Genomic DNA, 2,540 nt, shown 5'->3' on the forward strand with positions numbered 1-2,540 from the left:
GGCATGGTGAGAAACAGACCGGCCGCGATCGCGAAAATCGCGACCGCGAGCGAGGCCGAAAGGAGCGAGGTCTTGCCCGACATATCGTCTGCCCTCTGTTTGAAACGGCCCCGGCGCCTGTGCCAGCATAGGTTGAGGCAATAGCGGCGATCAACGCCAAATCTGTGACGTGGCAAGCAATGTATGACCGGCGGGCGAAAGCCGGGAGTGTACGATTTCACTGCTTGTGTGGAGATGCCCGGCGCGGCGGTGGGCGCTGCCCAGCCAGCCTCTCAGTCATTCAAGGGGCGACGGCCGGAGTTCCCGCTTTCGATCTGGATCAGCAGGTGTTCCGTCGCGCGCCTCACCACGGGGGAGATTGGCTGTGTCGGTGCCCCGCTTGTCGATTCAACTGGAAGAGCAATCGGAGCGGTCTCGCTCTCGAACAGAACCACCTGCGTCGCCAGCGCGGTTGTCGTGGCGACCTGGAAGAAGATGAAGGCGAGGGCGAGATAGCGGATCACGGGCTTCCCAACGCTTTGGCCGGCGACTGGTTCCAGTCCATCGGGCTTTTTGTTGAACGGGTCGCGGAGCGCGGCAGGCCTCGTCCGGGCGCTGGCTCTTGCGAAGCGCCGATCTCCCGTGCAAAAGCCCGCTATGCTTATCATCAACGACCTTACGCTGCGCATGGCGGGGCGGCTGCTTCTCGATCATGCCTCATTGACCCTGCCGGCCGGCACCAAGGCCGGCCTTGTCGGCCGCAACGGCACCGGCAAGACCACGCTGTTCAAGGCGATAACCGGCGATTTCCCGTCGGAGACCGGCTCGATCAGCCTGCCGAAGAACACGCGCATCGGCCAGGTGGCGCAGGAGGCGCCTGCCACTGAGGAACCGCTGATCGAGATCGTGCTGAAAGCCGATGTCGAGCGCCAGGCTTTGCTCGAGGAAGAGAAGACCGCGACCGATCCGCACCGCATCGCCGAGATCCACACCCGGCTGGCCGACATCGACGCGCATTCGGCCGAATCCCGCGCCGCCACGATCCTGGCCGGCCTCGGCTTCGACGATGCCGCGCAACGGCGGCCGGCTTCGTCCTTCTCCGGCGGCTGGCGCATGCGCGTGGCTCTGGCCGCCGTGCTCTTCTCCGAGCCCGACCTTCTGCTGCTCGACGAGCCGACCAATTATCTCGACCTCGAAGGCACGCTGTGGCTGGAAAACTACGTCTCCAAATATCCGCACACGGTGTTGCTGATCTCGCATGATCGCGACCTGCTCAACCGCGCCGTCAACTCGATCGTTCACCTCGATCAGAAGAAGCTCACCTTCTGGCGCGGCGGTTATGACCAGTTCGAGCGCCAGCTGACCGAACAGCGCGAGCTGCAGGAAAAAAGCCGCGTCAAGCAGGAAGCGCAGCGCAAGCATATGGAATCCTTCGTCGAGCGTTTTCGCGCCAAGGCTTCCAAGGCGAGGCAGGCGCAGTCGCGCCTGAAGGCGCTGGAGAAGCTAAAGCCGATCGCCGCGGTGGTGAACGACACGGTGCGGCCGTTCTCCTTCCCCGAGCCGGTCAAGACGGTGGCCTCGCCGATCGTGGCGCTGAACGGCGTCAATGTCGGCTATACCGAGGGCAATCCGATCCTGAAGAAGATGACGCTGCGCATCGATGCCGACGACCGCATCGCGCTGCTCGGCGCCAACGGCAACGGCAAGTCGACCTTCGCCAAACTGCTCGCCGGCCGGCTGAAGGCCGAGACCGGCTCGATGACGATCGCGCCGGGCCTGAAGGTGGCGATCTTCGCCCAGCACCAGCTCGACGATCTGCGCCCGGAGGAAAGCGCCTATGAGCATGTGCGCCGGCTGATGCCGGACGCGCCGGAAGCCAAAGTGCGCGCCCGCGTCGCCCAGTTCGGCCTCTCGACCGAGAAGATGAACACGGCCGCCAAGGACCTGTCCGGCGGCGAGAAGGCGCGGCTCTTGATGGGGCTATCGGCCTTTGAGGGACCGAACCTCTTCATCCTCGACGAGCCAACCAACCATCTCGATATCGACAGCCGTGAATCGCTGATCCATGCGCTGAACGACTTCCCGGGCGCCGTGATCCTGATCTCGCACGACAGGCATCTGCTCGAAGCCACGGCCGACCGGCTGTGGCTGGTCAAGGACGGCGCGGTCAATCCCTATGACGGCGACCTCGAGGACTACAAAACCCTGGTCACCGGCGTCTCGTCCAACCGTCGCGAGCAGAAGGAAGCCGACAAGGCCTCCAAGGCCGACCGCCGTCGCGAAGCCGCACAGCGCCGCGCGGCACTCGAACCCCTGGCCAAGGAGATCCGCGCCACCGAGGCGCTAATGGACCGCATCCGCAAGCGCATCGACCTCATCGAGGACGAGCTCGCCAACCCGGCGATCTACGAGAAGGACCCTTCGACCGCGACGCGTCTGGCCAAGGAGCGCTCGCAACTGGCGCACACGCTGGCGCAAAACGAGGACAAGTGGCTGACGATGTCGGCGGAATATGAGGAAGGGATCGCGGAGTGATTAGCCAATCTCCCCCCTTGTGGGGG

2 protein-coding genes are annotated in these 2,540 nt (G+C 64.4%); one reads left to right on the plus strand and one right to left on the minus strand.

Annotated features, from left to right (window positions below; translation table 11 throughout):
- Window positions 1-272: 272 nt before the first annotated feature.
- The gene (locus EOA27_RS31520; protein WP_126078184.1) at window positions 273-503 is read right to left on the minus strand and encodes a hypothetical protein; all 231 of its coding nucleotides are present in this window, start codon (window positions 501-503) and stop codon (window positions 273-275) included.
- A gap of 133 nt (window positions 504-636) precedes the next feature.
- Here EOA27_RS31520 and EOA27_RS31525 point away from each other — a divergent pair, with 133 nt between their 5' ends.
- On the plus strand, window positions 637-2,514 hold the full coding sequence (locus tag EOA27_RS31525; protein ID WP_126078183.1) for an ABC-F family ATP-binding cassette domain-containing protein: 1,878 nt from the start codon (window positions 637-639) through the stop codon (window positions 2,512-2,514).
- Window positions 2,515-2,540: the final 26 nt, after the last annotated feature.

Source organism: Mesorhizobium sp. M2A.F.Ca.ET.037.01.1.1, from assembly GCF_003998075.1.
Classification (GTDB): Bacteria; Pseudomonadota; Alphaproteobacteria; order Rhizobiales; family Rhizobiaceae; genus Mesorhizobium.